The 16,596-nt window shown below is 69.3% G+C and carries 18 protein-coding genes; 11 read left to right on the plus strand and 7 right to left on the minus strand.

The genetic code is table 11. From position 1 onward, the window contains the following. Nucleotide 1 precedes the first annotated feature (1 nt). From VET29_RS18465 to VET29_RS18480, 4 genes are read left to right on the plus strand one after another with little or no spacing between them, the layout of a single operon-like run. Nucleotides 2-2,605, plus strand: coding sequence for an amino acid adenylation domain-containing protein (locus tag VET29_RS18465; RefSeq protein WP_324921876.1), 2,604 nt, complete (start codon nt 2-4; stop codon nt 2,603-2,605). Next, a complete protein-coding gene (locus VET29_RS18470) occupies nt 2,605-2,901 on the plus strand; it encodes a hypothetical protein (protein ID WP_324921878.1) in 297 nt (98 codons plus the stop codon). The genes VET29_RS18465 and VET29_RS18470 overlap by 1 nt, the downstream gene beginning before the upstream one ends. Further along, nucleotides 2,901-4,130: an MFS transporter gene (locus tag VET29_RS18475; protein ID WP_324921882.1), complete on the plus strand. Its 1,230-nt coding sequence runs from the start codon at nt 2,901-2,903 to the stop codon at nt 4,128-4,130. The genes VET29_RS18470 and VET29_RS18475 overlap by 1 nt, the downstream gene beginning before the upstream one ends. After that, nucleotides 4,117-6,330: a penicillin acylase family protein gene (locus VET29_RS18480; RefSeq protein WP_324921884.1), complete on the plus strand. Its 2,214-nt coding sequence runs from the start codon at nt 4,117-4,119 to the stop codon at nt 6,328-6,330. The genes VET29_RS18475 and VET29_RS18480 overlap by 14 nt, the downstream gene beginning before the upstream one ends. Nucleotides 6,331-6,688: 358 nt before the next feature. On the opposite strand, the gene VET29_RS18485 is transcribed toward VET29_RS18480, so the two are convergent. Together VET29_RS18485 and VET29_RS18490 are read right to left on the minus strand one after the other, a co-directional pair. Then, nucleotides 6,689-6,928, minus strand: a complete 240-nt coding sequence (locus tag VET29_RS18485; RefSeq protein WP_324921886.1) for a zf-HC2 domain-containing protein — start codon at nt 6,926-6,928, stop codon at nt 6,689-6,691. Nucleotides 6,929-6,955: 27 nt separating this feature from the next. Next, complete coding sequence (locus VET29_RS18490; RefSeq protein WP_324921964.1) at nt 6,956-7,330, minus strand: VOC family protein; 375 nt, start codon at nt 7,328-7,330, stop codon at nt 6,956-6,958. Nucleotides 7,331-7,447: 117 nt separating this feature from the next. Between VET29_RS18490 and VET29_RS18495 the strand changes: the two genes are divergently transcribed. Together VET29_RS18495 and VET29_RS18500 are read left to right on the plus strand one after the other, a co-directional pair. Continuing rightward, nucleotides 7,448-8,044: a TetR family transcriptional regulator gene (locus tag VET29_RS18495; RefSeq protein ID WP_324921888.1), complete on the plus strand. Its 597-nt coding sequence runs from the start codon at nt 7,448-7,450 to the stop codon at nt 8,042-8,044. A 55-nt stretch (nt 8,045-8,099) separates the two neighbouring features. Then, nucleotides 8,100-9,620, plus strand: coding sequence for an FAD-dependent monooxygenase (locus VET29_RS18500; RefSeq protein ID WP_324921890.1), 1,521 nt, complete (start codon nt 8,100-8,102; stop codon nt 9,618-9,620). Here the strand turns inward: VET29_RS18500 and VET29_RS18505 are convergent. After that, complete coding sequence (locus tag VET29_RS18505; RefSeq protein WP_324921892.1) at nt 9,608-9,823, minus strand: hypothetical protein; 216 nt, start codon at nt 9,821-9,823, stop codon at nt 9,608-9,610. The genes VET29_RS18500 and VET29_RS18505 overlap by 13 nt on opposite strands. A gap of 140 nt (nt 9,824-9,963) precedes the next feature. On the opposite strand from VET29_RS18505, the gene VET29_RS18510 reads away from it, so the two are divergent. Then, on the plus strand, nt 9,964-10,818 hold the full coding sequence (locus VET29_RS18510) for a helix-turn-helix transcriptional regulator (protein WP_324921894.1): 855 nt from the start codon (nt 9,964-9,966) through the stop codon (nt 10,816-10,818). On the opposite strand, the gene VET29_RS18515 is transcribed toward VET29_RS18510, so the two are convergent. Beyond that, complete coding sequence (locus tag VET29_RS18515; protein ID WP_324921896.1) at nt 10,815-11,567, minus strand: putative hydro-lyase; 753 nt, start codon at nt 11,565-11,567, stop codon at nt 10,815-10,817. The two genes, VET29_RS18510 and VET29_RS18515, sit on opposite strands and share 4 nt — an antisense overlap. Nucleotides 11,568-11,628: 61 nt before the next feature. Here VET29_RS18515 and VET29_RS18520 point away from each other — a divergent pair, with 61 nt between their 5' ends. Continuing rightward, entirely contained in the window at nt 11,629-12,912 is a 1,284-nt protein-coding gene (locus tag VET29_RS18520) for a hemolysin family protein (RefSeq protein ID WP_324921898.1), read from the plus strand. 15 nt (nt 12,913-12,927) lie between these two features. On the opposite strand, the gene VET29_RS18525 is transcribed toward VET29_RS18520, so the two are convergent. After that, nucleotides 12,928-13,119: a DUF397 domain-containing protein gene (locus VET29_RS18525; protein ID WP_324921902.1), complete on the minus strand. Its 192-nt coding sequence runs from the start codon at nt 13,117-13,119 to the stop codon at nt 12,928-12,930. Between the two features lie 124 nt (nt 13,120-13,243). Continuing rightward, entirely contained in the window at nt 13,244-14,209 is a 966-nt protein-coding gene (locus VET29_RS18530; RefSeq protein ID WP_324921906.1) for a GlxA family transcriptional regulator, read from the minus strand. A gap of 52 nt (nt 14,210-14,261) precedes the next feature. On the opposite strand from VET29_RS18530, the gene VET29_RS18535 reads away from it, so the two are divergent. The 3 genes from VET29_RS18535 to VET29_RS18545 are packed head-to-tail and all read left to right on the plus strand — an operon-like array spanning nt 14,262 to nt 15,999. Next, complete coding sequence (locus tag VET29_RS18535) at nt 14,262-14,657, plus strand: cupin domain-containing protein (protein WP_324921909.1); 396 nt, start codon at nt 14,262-14,264, stop codon at nt 14,655-14,657. A gap of 47 nt (nt 14,658-14,704) precedes the next feature. After that, nucleotides 14,705-15,565 (plus strand): NAD(P)-dependent oxidoreductase, encoded by an 861-nt coding sequence (locus VET29_RS18540; RefSeq protein WP_324921912.1) that lies wholly within the window; start codon nt 14,705-14,707, stop codon nt 15,563-15,565. Further along, nucleotides 15,562-15,999: a GNAT family N-acetyltransferase gene (locus VET29_RS18545; protein ID WP_324921916.1), complete on the plus strand. Its 438-nt coding sequence runs from the start codon at nt 15,562-15,564 to the stop codon at nt 15,997-15,999. The genes VET29_RS18540 and VET29_RS18545 overlap by 4 nt, the downstream gene beginning before the upstream one ends. Here VET29_RS18545 and VET29_RS18550 read toward each other — a convergent pair. Beyond that, nucleotides 15,985-16,554, minus strand: coding sequence for a TetR/AcrR family transcriptional regulator (locus tag VET29_RS18550; RefSeq protein ID WP_324921918.1), 570 nt, complete (start codon nt 16,552-16,554; stop codon nt 15,985-15,987). The genes VET29_RS18545 and VET29_RS18550 overlap by 15 nt on opposite strands. Between the last annotated feature and the right edge of the window lie 42 nt (nt 16,555-16,596).

Consider the following 16,596-nt stretch of genomic DNA (forward strand, 5'->3'; position numbering starts at 1 on the left):
GGTGAGCACTGACCGCGCGGACGCGTTACGCAGACGACTGGCCAGGCAACGTGGCCTGTCCGTGGTGGACGGCACGTTGGTGGGCGTCACGAGCCTGGACGAAGGCTTCCGCCGCACGGTGGCCCGCCACCCGGACCGCCCCGCGGTTCGCCACGACGGCACCACCGTGTCCTACCGCGAGCTGGACCGGCGGGTGACGGAGTTGGCCGGCGCGCTGGACGTGGACCCGACGGCGCCGGTGGGCATCCTGCTGGACCGGTCCGTCGACATGGTGGCCGCGGCACTGGCGGTGGTCCGCGCCGGCGCGTCGTACGTGCCGATCGACCCGGCCACCCCGCCGGCGCGCGTGGCCGCGATCCTCACGGACGCGGCACCGTCGGCGGTGATCACGTCGTCGGCACTGGCGGACCTGGTGGACGCGCCCGTGGTGCTGGCGGACCGGGCCCTTCCCACCGGCGGCGGCGCTCGTCCGTCCACCTGGGACACGAGGGCGTACGTCATCTTCACGTCCGGCACGACCGGGCGACCGAAGGGAGTCCAGGTCACCCACGGGAACCTGCTGCGCCTGTTCACGACGACGGAGGCACAGTACGGCTTCGGCACATCGGACGTGTGGACCCTGTTCCACTCCTTCGCGTTCGACTTCTCGGTGTGGGAGATGTGGGGTCCCCTGCTGTACGGGGGCTGCCTGGTGATCGTGCCGAGGGAGGTCGCGAAGGATCCCGTCGCGTTCCGCGAGCTGCTGCGAACCGAACGCGTGACGATGCTGTCCCAGACCCCCACCGCGTTCAACCAGCTGATCGCCGAGGACGCCCGGCACGCCGACCGGTTGCCGGTGCGCTGGGTGGTGTTCGGCGGCGAGGCGCTGCACTTCGGTGACCTGCGCCCGTGGGTGGCGAAGTACGGCGACACGGCCCCCGCGCTGGCGAACATGTACGGCATCACGGAGACGACGGTGCACGCGTCGTTCCGCCGGGTCCGCCACGCCGACCTCTCGTTGACGGGAAGCCACATCGGTACCCCACTGTCCGATCTGGACTTCACCCTGCTGGACGTCTCCCCGGACGGCGCCGGCGAGATCGTGGTGACGGGCCCGGGTGTGGCGACCGGCTACCTGAACCGCCCGGAGCTGACGGCCGAGCGGTTCGTGTCCGTCGAGGGCACCCGGGGCTACCGCTCCGGCGACCTGGCCGCGAGGCTGCCCAACGGCGAGTACGTGTACCACGGCCGCAAGGACGACCAGGTCAAGATCCGTGGCTTCCGCATCGAGCTGGGCGAGGTGGAGGGCGCGGTGCGTGCGGTCCCCGGCGTCGCGCGGGCGGTGGTGGTGGCACAGGACCTGCCCGGCCAGGGAGCGACCCTGATCGCCTACGTGGTCTCGTCGCTGCCGGCCGCCGACCTGCGCCAGGCGCTGGCGAAGTCGTTGCCGGAGTACATGATCCCGGCGCGGTTCGAGTTCCTGGACACGCTGCCCATGAACGGAAACGGCAAGCTGGACCGCGCGGCACTCCCGACCCCGGGCCAGGCGCCGCGCAGGGCCGCCACCGATCTGATGGACCCGGTCACGGCGCGGGTACACGCCATGGTGGCCGGCCTGCTCGACGCACCGGCGGTGACGCCGGCGGCGAACTTCTTCGAGCTGGGCGGCCACTCCCTGCTGGCGACGCGACTGCTGGCGGCGGTCCGCGAGGCGTTCGGCGTGACGATGCCCCTGCGCGAGTTCCTCCGCACGCCGACGGTCGCCGCCCTGGCGGCGGCGGTCCGCGGCGGCATGCCCGCGCCGCGGCCGGGCCCGCTGATCCGGTTGCACGACAAGAAGACCGGCAACCCGGCGGTCGGCATCCCCGGCATACTGGGCTTCGGGCAGTCGTTCGCACAGTTGTCGGCCGCGATGCCGGACCGCGCGTGGTACGCGGTCAACCTGCGGGACGTGGCGGCACGCCACGGCGAGCTGACCGTGCCGGTGCTGGTGTCGGACATAGCGGACCTGGTGACCGAGGCGGTGGGAGGACGGCCCGTACACCTGGTCGGCCATTCGTACGGCGGATGCCTGTCGCACTACCTGGTGACGGCGTTGCGGGAGAGAGGCCACCAGGTGGCCAGCCTGACCCTGCTGGACGCGTTGGAACCACGGGGTTTGGCGGCGGAGCTGGCGGACACGGGCGAGCACCGCGTGTGGGAGTTCCTGACGAACGTGGCGACCGTCTTCCCCTCGGCGACGACCCGCTGGGCCGGCGAGCTACCGTCCGCGGCGGACACACTGGCGACGGCCGAAGCCCTGCTGGGCGAGGAGGCCAAAGCCCTGTTCGACGGCGACCTGGCGGCGGCCTTCGAGTCCTACCGGCGCCTGGCGAACGTGACGTGGCCGTCGTCGCCCCCGATCTCCTGCCGCGCCTTGCTGGTGACGGCGACGAACCCGCCGACGGCGACGGCGGAACAGGCGTGGAACTGGCTCCCCCTGCTCCGGAACGGCCTGGAGAAGAGGGAGATCGCGGCAAGCCACGTCGGCATGGTGCAGGCTCCGCACGCCGAGCCCCTCGCCGAGCTGCTGACCGACTTCTTCGCGGACACGGAAACCCTGCCCCACAACCAGAAGGCCTCGTGATGGCCGCGCACCCTGGTCGCCTCGGGCACGTGGCGCGCGACCTGCTCACGCTCGGCCGTGCCGCGCACCGGCTCGCGGGCGAGACCACCGAACCGCCCATGCCCGGGTTCACCCATCCACGGGCCGCCCAGGTGATCACGCCCGGGTTCTGCCCGCGCGCCGCATCCGCACCGACCCGAGCCACCGCGGGCGCCCGTCCACCATCCCCGCCCCTGGCCACCGACCGTGTCCCGCGGCCGGGTCCGTTCCGTCCGGCCGCCCGCCGGCCCGCTCCCATCCACCGGAAGGGGTTCTGATGTCCGTACCCGTTCGGCCGCCGTTCCTGGCCAGGTTGCTCGTTGGCGGGGCCGGGATCATGAGCCTGGCCAACTCGATCACGATCCCCTTCCTCGCGATCTTCCTCTCCCGCCAGCTCCAGCTCGACCCGGCCACCATCGGCCTCGTCATCGGCTCCTCGGTCTTCTTCTCCATCTTCGCGGGGTTCCTCGGCGGCACGCTGTCCGACATCTTCGGCCGCGCCCCGGTGCTCCTCGCCTCCCTCCTCGGCGTCGTCGTCGCCTTCACCGGTTTCTACCTCGCCGAGCACGTCATCGTGGTCTTCGCCTGCAACGCGCTGATGGCCCTCTCCACCGCGTCGTTCAGCCCCGTGGCCAAGGCGCTCCTGGCCGACCTCCTCCCCACCGGTGACCGGGTCCGCTGGTTCTCCTACCAGTACCTCGTCTTCAACATCGGGTTCGCCGTCGGGCCGCTGCTCGGCGTCTTCCTCGGCGTGTCCGGCGGCCGCGGCGCCTTCCTCGTCGGCGCGCTCGCCTACGGCGTCTACCTCACGATCCTCGCCAGCGCGCTGCGCGTCGCGCCGGCGACCAACGCCGCGAAAACCGAGACCACCAGCGTCCTCAACCGTTTCGCCGGCAGCGTCCGCGCCGTCACCACCGACCGGCGGCTGCTGTGCTTCCTCGTCGCCGGCCTGCTGCTCGAGGCCGTACACCTGCGCATCTCCGCGCTTCTCGCCCAGGACCTCGCCATCGACTTCACCGACGGCGCCGCGATCCTCGCCGTGGTGATGACCACGAACGCCGTCACCGTCGTGGTGTTCCAGCTCTTCGCGTCCAAGATCGTGCTGCGGAAGGACCCGGTGACCGCGATCGTCATCGGTGGGCTGCTGATGTTCGCCGGCATGGTCGGGTTCGCCACCGCCACCGGAATGTGGGCCTTCATCGTCGCGATGGTCGTGTTCAGCATCGGCGAGACGTTCATCGTCCCGTCCGAGTTCGCCATCATCGACCGCATCTCGCCGGAAGAACGCCGCGGCAGCTACTTCGGCGCGCAGACCTTCGCCCAGCTGGGCGGGTTCGTCGGCCCGTACCTCGGCGGCCTGCTCCTCGCGACGTGGAACGGCACCGTCATGTTCCTCGGCGTCGGCGTCCTCGCACTCCTGAGCGCCGGCTTCTACCTGGCCATCGGCCGCCGCGTGCCCGGTCTCATGCAGCCGGTCGAGGAGGAGACCGCGAGTGCGGCTCACTGACCTGGCCGCACGCCTGGTCGCCCGCTCCGGCCGCGCCCGCCACACCGGACACCGCCGGGTGGCGGGCATCCGGTCCGAGACCACGATCACCCGCGACGACCGTGGTGTGCCGACCATCCACGCGAGCACCGAGCCGGACCTCTACTTCGCGGCCGGCTACGCACAGGCGCAGGACCGCCGCTGGCAGATGGACGTCCTGCGCCGCAGGGCACACGGCCGCCTGTCGGAGATCCTCGGCCCCGCGACCGTCGCCGAGGACACCCGCGCCCGCCGGCTCGCACTGACCAGGGTGGCCCGCGCGAGCGAACGGCTGCTGTCCGACGCCTGCCGCGCGAACCTGGCCGCCTTCAGCGAAGGCGTCAACGCGGCGACCCGCGGGTTCGCCCTGCCACCCGAGTTCCTGCTGCTGCGGTACCGCCCGGAGCCGTGGACCCCACTGGACTCGATCGCACTGGTCAAACGGCTCGGCTTCGACCTGGGCCTCAACCTCAAGTACGAGCTGTTCCGCGCCCGCCTCGCGGCGGAACACCCCGAGTACAACGATCTCCTGGGCGTGCCAAGGTATCCGGCGGACGGCCCGGTGACGATCCGCTCGCCCGAGGGGCCCGCGCCGACCACCGCCGCACTCCCCACCGAGTCCCGTGCGTGGCTGGCGGACCTCCTCGCCGGCGAGCAGTCCACCGGCTCGAACGCCTGGGTACTGGCCGGCGGCCGAACGGCCAGCGGGTTCCCGTTGCTGGCCAACGATCCGCACGTGTTGTTCACCCATCCCAGCCTGTGGTACCAGCAGGGACTGCGCCTGCCGGGCGCCCGGGGCTACGGCGTGACCGTCCCGGGAATCCCCGGCCTGATAGCCGGCGCCAACGACGATCTGGCCTGGGGCGTCACGAACTCCACGGTGGACACGCAGGACCTGTGCACACTGGACGGCACCCCACCACTCTGGCGCGAGAGCACGACGATCACCGTCCGAGGCGCCGACGACGTGCTGACAGAGGCCGCGGGCGGCGACGGTTACGTACACTTCGACGACGGCATCGGCCTGTTCTGGAGCGGCTGCATCCCATCCGCGGAGATCGAGTCCTGCCAAAGAATGTGGCGGACGGGGTCCTATGTGGACTTCCGCGAGGCACTACGGTCCTTCGGGGTGCCGGTACTGAACGTCGCGGTAGCCGGCCAGGACGGCACGATCGCACTGAAGACGGCCGGCAACGTGCCACACCGGGTCCGTGGCAGCGGCGTGGCCCCAGGCTCGTACGCGGACGTCGCCCGGTCCTGGCAGCGGTTCCTGGACTTCGTCGAGCTACCCGAGGTGGTCGACCCAGCGGAGGGCTACATCGTCTCGGCGAACCACAAGCTGCTGCCCGACAACGCGCGGATCGACGTGGGCCAGGACTGGGTGGCGCCGTACCGGGCGGCCCGCATCGAGGAGCTGATCGTCGCGACCCCACGGGTCAACCCCGAGGACTGCGCCCGCTGGCAGCTGGACGACCTCGACGGCCGAGCCAGAAGGCTACTGCCCGCTCTGCTGGAGGAACTACCGGAGGACTCGGCCGCCTACGAGCTGCTGGCCAACTGGGACTGCCACGACCGCCCCGAAGCCCACGCACCCCTGGTCTTCATGCGCCTACTACAGATCGCCGGCGACGAGTGGCTGGGCAACGCGGTGGGTTCGGACCTGGCCGCACTGGTCCCGGACCTGACGCAACTACTGGACCACCTGGTCCTGAACCCCGCCGCCCGCAAGGGACTGAACGCGAGCGCGGACACCTTCGCGGAGGCCGCAGCCCGGATCACCCCGACCCCCTACGCCGACATACACCGAATCGTGGACCCCCACCCACTGGCGAGGGCGGCATCGGTGTTCCACCGACCGCCAACCCGCGTGGGCGGCAGCCGACACACGGTGTGCCTGATGGCCCCGAACCCCGAGGGAGAGGTCATCGAGGGCGCCCCATGGCGTTTCGTGGCGGAACCACGCCCTGACGGTTCTCGTATGTGGGACGTCCTCCGGCACGGCAGCTCCGGCCACCCCCGCTCCCCCCACTACGACGACCAAACCCCGGCCCACACAAGCGGGGAGCTGCACCCGATGACCTTCGCCGCACCCCCGGGCAGACACCACCTACTACTGACACCACGTACGAATGGCGTGTTCGCTCGCCCCGACCGGGTGAAAGCTATCCACAGGCCCGGCTGACCAGGCATTTCGTCAGACCCGCCCGGTAGACTGGCGTGGCGGGGTGCCCCCGGGATCGGGTGGGGGCTGCCTACGCAACCATCACGGGGACGCAGATTCGAATTTTGGGTCACCAAGGTCGACTTCCTGCAGTCCCAGTCAGCCTTTCGGCTCGCGTATCGACCCCCGCGAACCAGCCCGGCTCACCGGTGCAATGACTGAAGTTCGGCGATTTCCGAGTTGTCAGCCTCCGTGGCGGACGGGGGAGAACCCCGACCCGGGCCTTCGCGCACCCGTCGATTCTGTGACTTTGCCGGCCCCAAGCGGGTTCGGCTGGCTGCCTACGCAACCATCGGGGACGCCGATTCGAATTTTTGGGTCACCGGGGCTGCCATCTCGGCGAGCCCAGGAGGCCGTCTCGCGGTTCGACCCGGCCGAGGACCGCATCCGTCAGGTCCGGCGCCGGCGGCTCCGCACCCCACGACCCGGTCAGCGTGGTAGCCGCCACGTACCAGTCCTGGCACTCCGGGCAGGAACCGAGATGCTCATCGGGCGAGGCCGGTTCCGTCTCGCCGTCGAGGCGGGCCGACAGGGCTTCACGGCACGTGTCGCAGTCCACGGTTCTATTGTCGCGGCACGCGGGTGTTCAGTTCCCGGCACCCTCCCGCACGAAGAGGCAGAACGGGTGCCCGGCCGGATCCAGGCACACCCGGACATCCCGCTGCGGTTGGTACTCCGCGACCTCCGCTCCCTCCGCCACCGCGTGTGTCAGCTCCGCCCGCAGGTCGTCGACCTCGATGTCCAGGTGGGCCATCATCAGCTGCGCGTTGTCCGCCGCGGGCCACGCCGGCCGCCGGTACCGCTTCTCCGTCTGGAACGACAGCCGCGCGGTGCCGCCCGGCTCACGCAGCGACACCCAGTCGGGCGAGTCCTCGGCCACCTCCCAGCCGAGCAGCCGGCGGTAGAAGTCCGCCAGCTCGCGGGCATCGGGCGCGTCCAGCACAACACCCGTGTACGTCATCGTCATGCCGGCAGTGGTTGCCGTACACACCCGCCGTCAAACGGCGCACACACGAAATGCTCAACTTGCGTGTCACGCAAGATTGCGTGCCACGCAAGTTCAGGCTATGGTTGCGCCATGACCGGACTGCGGGAGCGCAAGAAGCAACAGACCCAGGAGGCCTTGAGCTGGGCAGCGCTCCGCCTCAGCGTCGAGCGCGGCTTCGGTCAGGTGCTCGTCGAGGACATCGCCGCGGAGGCCGGCGTTTCGCCACGCACGTTCAACAACTACTTCTCCAGCAAGGCGGAGGCCATCGCGTGGCGGCAGCTGAACCGGGCACTGGAGACGGCGCGCGGCATCCGGGAGCGCCCACGTAGCGAGCCGCTCTGGGAGTCGGTCGCCGAGGCGCTCGTCATGCACGAGGGCATCGAGCGTCAACCCGATCCGCGATGGACGGCCGGCGTCCGGCTCATGATGACCGAGCCGGCCCTGTTCGGCGAGTACCTGAAGGCAAGCGCGGCAGCGGAACGAGCCTGGGCGGCGGCCATCGCCGAGCGAACCGGCACCAGGCCGACCGACATGTACCCGCAACTGGTCGCGGCGGCACTGAGCGCGGCGCACCGGGTGGCCACGGAGCAGTGGCTGCAGGCGGACCCACCGGTGCCGCTGGCGACCCTGGCGCGAGAGGCGTTGCGCCAGATCGCGGCGGGCCTACCAGATCCTTCGGTCCAGTAAGGCCGGACCCACACACGCGAGCACCGCGGTCGCGGTGCCACAGAAAGGCGTCCCCATGCCCGACGATGTCGTGGTGATCGGCGGCGGACCGAACGGTCTGCTGCTGGCCATCGAACTGGCCCTCGGCGGCGTCCGCCCAACGGTGCTGGAGCAGCACACCGAGCGGCCGTCGATCCTGAAGGCCAACGGACTGGTAGGCCGGGTGGTACAGGCCATGGACTACCGGGGCCTGCACGAGAGCCTGGGCGGCGGCCCGAGACCGGTCCGGATGCCGGGCTTCCAGTTCGGCGCCGTACCACTGAAACTGTCCGACCTGGCCGATCACGACCTGTACATGCTCCCGATCCCGCAGCTGCAACTGGAGAAGGTCCTGGCGGAACGCGCGGCGGAGCTGGGCATAATTGTCCACAAAGGACACACGCTGCGGTCGATCGACCAGGACGCCGACCATGTGACAGCGGAGATCGTCGGCCCACAAGGAAAGTACACGCTGACCACCCGGTACCTGGTCGGCGCCGACGGCGGCAGCAGCATCGTGCGCAAACAGCTCGGCATCGGATTCCCCGGCATCACGGACGACACGTTCGTGAGCCGCTCCGGCCAGGTCGCCATCACCGCACCGATGGCGACCGGCGACGGCTCACTGGAGATACCGGGCGTCGGCCTCCTGCGCCCGCGGTCATTCACCCGCACCGACAACGGACTCTTCGCCTACGGCATGTTCCAACCCGGCGTCTTCCGCGTATCCGCCCTGGAGTGGGGCGGCGACCCCCTGCCGGAGAACGAGAACATGCCGTTGTCGGAGCTGCGCGACGCGGTGAAGCGAGTCCTGGGCACCGACGTGCCGATGACCGAACCCGCGGACGCGCCGTCCGGCCTCCGCAGGCTGACCGGCATCAACTCCCGCCAGGCGGAACACTACCGGCGCGGCCGCGTGTTCCTGGTGGGCGACGCCGCCCACGTGCACAGCGGAATCGGCGGCCCAGGCCTGAACCTGGGAATGCAGGACGCACTCAACCTGGGCTGGAAACTGGCCGCCACGGTGCGCGGCTGGGCCCCGCCGGACCTACTGGACACCTACGAGTCCGAGCGGCACCCGGTGGGCCAGCGAGTGATCATGCAGACGCGCGCGCAGATGGCGCTGACCGTGCCAGACCCGAACATCACCGCACTACGCGACCTGATGACCGAGCTACTCGCCGACAAGCCGGCACGCCAGCACCTAGCCGACCTGATGGCCGGCGCGGACGTCCATTACGAGACAACGGACACGCACCCGATGTCCGGCCGCTGGCTCCCAGACCTGCCGCTGGACAACGGCAAACGAGTAGCCGACCTGATGCGAACGGGCCGCCCCCTGCTACTCGACTTCAGCAACACGGCCGAGGCGGTCAGCGACTGGTCCGATCGCGTCGACGTCGTCACCACGACAACGAACGCCACCACAACGGCAATACTCGTCCGCCCCGACGGCTACGTGGCATGGGCGAGCGACAACGGCGTGGCGGGCTTGGAAGACGCCCTACGCGCCTGGTTCGGCGAGCCTTCGAGCAAGTCCCACCATCACATCGCCTGACGAGCCCGGGCAACGGCATGCTGCGCCTCAGCAAGTACCTGCTGGCAACGCTGTAAGACCTCGAGCGTCATCCCTATGGACAACTCCATCGACCCCAACGCGACGATTTCAACCCCATCCCCGTCCGGATCAATCCGATATCTGATCTTCGTGTCGTCGAGGAGGTTGACGTATGCGCCGCCGCGAACAAGTTCTCCATCCACCGCCAGCCTCCTTATCTACTTTCCTAGAGCGTAACTTACATACGTAGGATCCTTCACCTCGCCAAAAGGGTGAATCTACGTGCGTAGAACCGTCATTTGTGGAAGACTGACGGCAATTGCCACAGAATGAGGCGTCCGCCATGAAGCCTGAGCACGTTCAGGTTGCGGCGACACTCCGCCGCATGCGCGAAGAAGCGCGGGTCACCAGAGACGAGGCGGCCCGCGTTCTTGGTTGCACGAGATCGAAGATCGGCGATCTCGAAACCGGCCGCTCCAAGCCCAAACCGGCCGAACTGGAACGTTTGCTCGATCACTACGGAATTCTCGGCGCCGAGCGCCACGAAATGGTTGAGTTCGCGCGGTCTTCCCGAACCCGGCGTAAACCCAGCCCGTACACCGCTTCGGTCATTCCCACGACAGTTCGCCGAGCCGTCGATCTGGAGACGCAGGCAATCTCCACAATGTTCTATTCGTCCGACCTGATCCCCGGATTGTTGCAGGTCACACCCTACGCAAGAGCGCTACTGGAGTGGGACGGGGAGAGACATCCAGAGGATGTCGCACGAGGACTCGAACTGCGGCTGGAACGGGCCCGCGTGCTCACTCGGACCCATCGGCCGCCGCTGCGTCTCTGGTGCGTTCTCGGCGAGGCCGCGCTGCGGACCGACGTCGGTGGCCCGAAGGTGATGCGCGAACAGATAGAACACCTCGTGAAGGTGAACCAGGAACTCAACAACCTGGTGATCCAGATCCTCCCTCTGGGGTCCGGACCACACACGTTCCTCGGCCTCACCGTGACCATGCACCGCTTTCCGTCGCCGGCGCCGGACATGATGATCTTCGAGGGTTACGAACGAGAGATGGTCCGGGACGCGCCTGCGGAGATCGCCCGGGTGACACACCATCTCGACCTGCTCCGGGCCAAGGCGCTCGGCAAGGAGGAGAGCACCGAGTTCATGCAGCAGGTGCATCAGGAACTACCCGAACTTGGCTAGCCCTGGAGCAGCTGGTACTCGCTGTCCTGGACGTCGGTGACGAACATGTGGCCGGGTGCGTGCGTGATCGCGAACGGCGGGCGGGACGCCATGAGCGCGGCCTGCGGAGTGACGCCACACGCCCAGAAGACCGGCACGTCACCAGGCTCGGCGACCGGCCGGTCCCCGAAGTCCGGACTGTCCAGCGCGGTGATCCCGATGGCGGCCGGATCCCCGACATGCACCGGCGCCCCGTGCACGGCCGGCATCAGCGCCGTCACGCGGACCGCCGTGTCGACGTGCTCGCCGGGAATCATCCGCAGCGACACGACCAGCGGGCCGTGCAGCCGCCCAGCGGGCCGGCACTGCCGATCGGTGATGTACATCGGCACGTTGCGCCCGTGACGGAGCGGCACCCCGGCCGCCCGCAACGCGGACTCGAACGTGAAGCTGCAGCCGATGAGGAACGCGACGAGGTCGTCGCGCCAGTAGTCCGTCGCGTCGGCGGGCTCGTCGGTCATCAGCCCGTCCCGCCAGATCCGGTACCGCGGCACGTCGGTGCGCAGATCGGCGCCGTCCGCGAGGACCGTCCGAGGGCTGCCGGGATCGGTGACATCAAGAATCGGACACGGCTTGGGGTTGCGTTGGGCGAAGAGCAGCGTGTCGTAGGCCCAGTCCCGCGGCACCGCGATGAGGTTGGCCTGCGTGTAGCCGGGGGCGAGTCCGGCGGTGGGCCCGGTCTCATGTGTCCGGACCTGAGCTGGAGTCATGACTCGAACCGTAGCTTTGGCTGGGTACCGTAGGCGCCCAGTCGCACAGGAATGGGACGGCATGAGTGGCTATTGGTGGAACATCGTGCTGGTCGGCGTCCTCGTGGTGCTGAACGCGTTGTTCGCCGGGAGTGAGATCGCCCTGATCTCGCTGCGGGAGGGCCAACTGAGGAGCCTGGAGCGGCGGGGCACGGCCGCGTGCCGCACCCTGGTGCGCCTTGCCCGCGACCCGAACAGGTTTCTCGCGACGATCCAGATCGGCATCACCCTGGCCGGCTTCCTGGCGTCGGCGGCCGCGGCGGTGTCGCTGGCGGAGCCGGTCGCCCCGCTGTTCAGCTTCCTCGGCAGCGCCCGGGAGGCCGTGGCGATCGCCCTGATCACCCTGATCCTGACGTTCTTCACCCTGGTCTTCGGCGAGCTGGCCCCGAAGCGCCTGGCGATGCAGAACGCGGAGCGCTGGGCGTTGACGGTCGCGCGACCGCTGGACTTTCTTTCCCGGCTGTCGAGGCCGGCGGTGTGGGTCCTGGGCAAGACGACGGACCTGATCGTGCGCGTGTTCGGTGGAGATCCGAAGGCATCGTCCGAGCAGTTGAGCCCCGAGGAACTGCGTGACCTGGTGATCGGCCACCGCGGCCTGAACGCCGAACAACGCACGATCATCACGGGCGCCCTGGAGATCCACGAGCGGATCCTCCGCGAGGTCCTGGTCCCGAGAAGGAACGTCTTCACGATCCGCGCCGACGTCCCGACGCCCGACGCCCGCAACGCACTGGCCTCGTCAGGGCACACGAGGGCGCCGATAGTGAGGGACGGCCACCTGGACGATGTCATCGGCGTAGTGACACTCCGCGACCTCCTGGACGACTCCCGCCCACTGTCCGAGGTGGCCAGACCACCAGTCGTCTTCCCCGACTCGGTACGTGTCTCGGACGCCCTGCGCCGCTTCAAGGACGAACGCGAACAGTTCGCCCTGATAGCCAACGAACACGGCGCGATCGACGGGATAGTCACCCTCGAAGACCTGTTGGAGGAGATCGTCGGCGAGATCTACGACGAGACCGATCCGGACATTATGGCCGTCCAGACTCGTCCGGACGGCGCACTCCAACTTCCTGGGACCTTCCCAATACATGACTTGGTCGACTTGGGAGTTGAGATCACCGACCGCCCCGAAGGGGACTACGCCACAATTGCCGGTCTGGTACTAACCGCCCTGGGCCGAATCCCAACCCAACCGGGGGACCAAGTGGTCCTTTCGGAGTGGACGATCGAGGTAACGGCCGTCGCGCATCACGCCATCACTGAGGTACGCCTACACCATCATCCGAACAGCGCCATAGAGTAGTTGGCCTTGGAGTAGTTATACATCGTAGTCGCCATCCTTCACGCTGGCGACGAAGACGCCCCACTCCTCGTAAGTGAACGTCGCGGTGCCGGCATCACGCCGCAAGTTGTTTCGGACGTGCACGACGTCGCCGGTGAACATCGTCTCCACGCACGTCGCGCCGTTCGATGTTCGCCGGGGGACGAACCAAGAGTTGATCTTTAACATGGGCCAAAAGTATGCACCAGACGACCGCACCACCGTGTCCGGGTCACCCCGAACGGTGATCGCGATCACCTACTATGGGTGACAAAGCTTAAACCCTGTTCACCATTGAAGGATTCGGCGGTCGTCACGCGGCCGGGCCGAAGCGGCGTCGGTAGGCGGACGGCGAGAGGCCCGTGTGGCGACGGAGTTGGGCGCGGAGGTTGGCGGCGGTGCCGAGGCCGCTGGCGGCGGCCACCCGGTCCAGGCGGAGCTCGCCGCGTTCTATCAGGCGGCAGGCCAGGGTCACGCGCTCGGTGGTCAGCCACGCCAGTGGGGTGGTGCCCAGCTCGGCGCGGAACCGCCGGTGGAGGGTCGCCTGGCTCGTGGCTGCCTGGGCGGCGAGTGTGGCGACGGTCAGGGGCTGGTCCAGGCGGGTGCGGGCCCACTCCAGGACCGTGGTCAACGACGTGTCCGGGATCGCTGGGACCGGGCGCTCCACGAACTGCCGCTGACCGCCGTCCCGGTGGCCGGTGAAGACCAGGCGGCGGCTCACCGCGTTGGCCGTCTCGGCGCCGTGGTCCTGCTGGATCAGGTGTAGGCCCAGGTCCAGGGCCGCGGCGCTCCCGGCCGCCGTCAGCACGTTGCCGTCGGCCACGAACAGGACCTCCGGTTCCAGGTGCACCGCCGGGAACCTGCTCCTGAACTCGGCCGCCCACCGCCAGTGTGTCGTTGCCCTGCGGCCGTCCAGCACGCCCGCCTCCGCCAACGTGAAGGCGCCCGTGCAGAAGCTCACCAGGCGCGCTCCCCGGGCGGCCGCACGCCTGATCACCGCCCGGACCGCCGGGGTCGACCGCTGTTCCGGGTCCGGGCGGTTCGGGACGATCAGGGTGTCCGCCGCCTCCGCCGCGGCCAGCCCGGCCACGCCGGTCATCGTGAACATGCCCTGGTGCATCCGGACCCTCGGCCGTGCCGCGCAGATCGTGAAGTCGTACCACTCGCGGCCCAGCTCCGGCCTCCGCAGGCCGAACAGCTCGGTCGCCACGCCCAGTTCGAACGGGTTCGAGCCCTCGTCGACCAGGACCGCCACTCGGTGCGAGGATTCTTGCGACATGTGCGATTCCTAGCACTCGTGCCGTCCCGGCGCAACGCGGCAGGATCACGCCATGAGCCAACCCGTCGCCCTCCACGACGTCCTCGCCTCGTTCACCGACGCCTGGAGTCCGCGCATCGTCGCCTACCTCAACGACTACGACATCCGGCTCGCCCGCTTCGCCGGGGAGCACATCTGGCACGTGCACACCAACACCGACGAGTTCTTTCTCGTGCTCGACGGGACCATCCACATCGGCCTTCGTGAACACGACGGGGAGCGGACCGTCATCCTGGGCAGGAACGAGATCTTCGTGGTGCCCAGGGGCACCTTTCACCGGCCCTCGTCCTCTGACGGCGCGGTCGTGCTGCTCGTCGAACCGACCGGGACGCTCACCGTTGGCGACGAGCACGACGACGTTCCCGACCACGTCGACGCCACCACCGGGCATCCGCGGAAAGGTCTATGACAGGTGTCATGATGCGGCTATCATGACACCTGTCATAGGAGGTGGCCGTGCGGGTGGGGTTTCTGGGGCTCGGTGTGATGGGGCAGCCGATGGCGCTCAACCTCGCGCGGGCCGGCACGCCGCTCGTCGTCTGGAACCGGACGCCCGAGCGGGCCGCGCCGCTCGCGGACGCCGGTGCCCTCGTGGCCGGCGGGCCGGCCGAGGTGTTCGACGTCAGTGACGTCGTCCTGCTCATGCTGGCCGACGAGACGGCCGTCGACGACGTGCTCGGGCGTGGTACGCAAGCGTTTTCCGCACGGGTGGCCGGGCGGGTGACCGTCCACATGGGAACCACCGCGCCCGGCTACTCCCGAGGTCTCGTCGCGGACATCGAGGCCGCGGGCGGGCGGTACGTCGAGGCACCCGTGTCCGGGTCGCGGATCCCGGCGGTCAAGGGTGAGCTGGTCGGGCTGCTCGCCGGGGACGCCGTCGACGACGTCCGCCCACTGCTCGCCCCGATGTGCCACCAGACCTTCGTCTGCGGACCGGTGCCCAACGCACTGCTCATGAAGCTCGCCGTCAACCTCTACCTGATCACCATGGTCACCGGGCTCGCCGAGGCCGCGCACTTCGCCGGCCGGCAGGGTCTCGACCCGCGGCTGTTCGAGGCCGTGCTCGCCGCCGGGCCCATGGCCAGCAGCGTGTCCCGCGGCAAGGCGGCCAAGCTCGTCGCCGGGGACTTCGACGTGCAGGCCTCCATCGCGAACGTCCTCGAGAACAACCGGCTCGTCGCCGAGGCCGCCAGGGCCGCCGGGCTCGCCTCGCCCCTGCTCGACGTCTGTCACGCGCTCTACGGGGAGGCCGCGAGCCTGGGGCACGGCCCGTCGGACATGATCGCCGTGATCCGCGCGATCGAGGCGCGGTCATGATCAGGGTGGTCCAGCCGGGTGACGGGGAAGCCCTCGCACGCATGATGAACCGGTGTTCGCCGCGCACCACCTACGAACGGTTCCACGGGGTGGTCACCGAGATCCCGCACGCCTACCTGCGGTCCTGCCTCAGCGGCGCGCACCTCGCCCTCGTCGCAGAACAGGGCTCCGAGATCGTCGGGCTCGCCAGCATGGCGCGGGACGAGGACGTGCCCGAGATCGGTGTCGTCATCGAGGACGGCTGGCAGGGCCGGGGACTCGGACGTGCGCTCGTCGCGGCGCTCGTCGAGAAGGCGGACACCCCGGTGGTCCGGATGGAGCTCTGCCGCGCCTCGCTCCTCGACTACGTCAAGGCCACGTTCCCGATCGTCGCCAGTGCGAGTCACGGGTGTGACGTGACGCTCGACGTCGACCTCGGCTCAGCTGTCCAGTAGTGGACCCAGCTCGGCGACCACCGTCGTCAGCGGACCCACGTCGCCGTGCAGCCGGGCCGACATGATCGCGCCCTCCAGCGTGCTGATCATCAGCGTCGCCAGCCGCTTCGCGCGCCGGGGTGGCACGTCCATCGCCGACAGCTCGTCCGCGACGGTGGCCTCCCAGCGTCCGATGCCGGACCGCAGCTCGGCCGTGACCGGCGAGTCCGTGCCCACCAGGTCCGCCGCGGCCGCCATGATCGGACAGCCCCGCGCGTAGCCGCGCTCGGTGAAGTCCTGCTTCCACTGCCGGGCCATGTGGGCGAACAGTCCGGACGGGGTCGGGTTGCGCGCCGAGCGCCGGTACGAACGCACCCGCTCGGCCGCGAAGTCCGCCGCCCACAGCACCGCCTCGCTCACGAGCTGGTCCTTGCCGCCGGGGAAGTAGTGCTGGAACGAACCGCGCGGCGCCTTCGCGTACGCCACGACGTCCCGCACGCCGGTCCCGGTGGCGCCCCGCGCACGCAGCAGCTGCATGGCGCCATACACCATTCGTTCTCTCGGCGTGTAGCTCATGACCAGGCTCCCTGTATGACGGCTGTCATAAGGCTACCCGAG

The sequence above is a fragment of the Actinophytocola sp. genome (genome assembly GCF_035634895.1).
Taxonomy (GTDB): domain Bacteria; phylum Actinomycetota; class Actinomycetes; order Mycobacteriales; family Pseudonocardiaceae; genus Actinophytocola.